Below are 971 nucleotides of genomic sequence, written 5' to 3'. Positions count from 1 at the left end.
CTCAGCCGCCGGAGAAGGGGGGCAGGACGTCGAGGGTCGCGGCGGCCGGGACGCGGGTGTCCGGGTCGGGGCAGGCCACCCCGTCGAGCAGGAAGCTGGAGCGGGCCAGGACCTGCCCCAGCGGCGGCTGCCCCACCGGCGGGGTGCGGTGGCGGGCGGCCAGGCAGGCCTCGACCTCCCGGCGGGCCACGGCCCCCGGCCCCAGGTCCAGGACCTCCGCCTCGGTCCCGGCCGCGGCCCGGGCGGCGGCGAAGTAGCGGATCAGCACCACGCTCAGCCCCCGATCGCGCTCATCGAACGCTCCGGCTGCACATAGCCGGGCGAGCCCAGCCCGGGCCGGTCCATCCCGTGGGCGGCCGGCTTGGCCCACATCGCCGCCCGCCACCGATCGGCCACCTCCGCGTCGGTCGCCCCGGCCCGCAGCAGCCCCAGCAGGTCGACCTCCTCGTGGGAGAACAGGCAGGAGCGCACCCGCCCCTCGGCGGTGATCCGGGTCCGGGTGCACTGGTCGCAGAAGGGCTCGGTCACCGAGGCGATGATCCCCACCGTGCCCAGCACGGCGTCCCCCGCGGCCTCACCGGTCCCGGTGGCCGTGGTGGCGGTGGCGTGGGGGTGGACCTCCCACAGCTGGGCCGGGGCCCCGGCCCGCGGGCCCGGGTGGGCCACCAGCCGGAACCGCTGCCCCAGCCGGTGGCGGATCTCGGCGGCGGTGACCAGGTGCTCGCGGGTCCAGCCGTGGTCGGCGTCCAGGGGCATCTGCTCGATGAACCGCAGCGCGAACCCGCGCCCCAGCGCCCAGCCCAGCAGCTCGGGGGCCTCGTGGTCGTTGACCCCGCGCATGAGCACCGCGTTGATCTTCACCGGGACCAGCCCGGCCGCGGCCGCGGCCTCCGCCCCCGCCAGGACCTCGGCGAGCCGGTCCCGGCGGGCCAGGGCGGCGAAGGTGTCCGCGTCCAGGCTGTCGAGGGAGA

At 77.8% G+C, this 971-nt stretch carries 1 protein-coding gene and 1 pseudogene; both read right to left on the bottom strand.

Annotated elements, in window-relative coordinates:
- Nucleotide 1 precedes the first annotated feature (1 nt).
- Nucleotides 2–271: a MoaD/ThiS family protein gene (locus tag M3185_RS16950; RefSeq protein ID WP_308222224.1), complete on the bottom strand. Its 270-nt coding sequence runs from the start codon at nt 269–271 to the stop codon at nt 2–4.
- Between the two features lie 2 nt (nt 272–273).
- Nucleotides 274–971, bottom strand: a pseudogene (locus M3185_RS16945) (GTP 3',8-cyclase MoaA); the annotation flags it as partial.

Origin of the sequence: Kocuria rosea, from assembly GCF_023715525.1 — a bacterium.
Taxonomy (GTDB): domain Bacteria; phylum Actinomycetota; class Actinomycetes; order Actinomycetales; family Micrococcaceae; genus Kocuria; species Kocuria rosea_A.
Note: the sequence above shows the minus strand (reverse complement) of the source record. Positions and strands in the feature narration are given on the sequence as shown.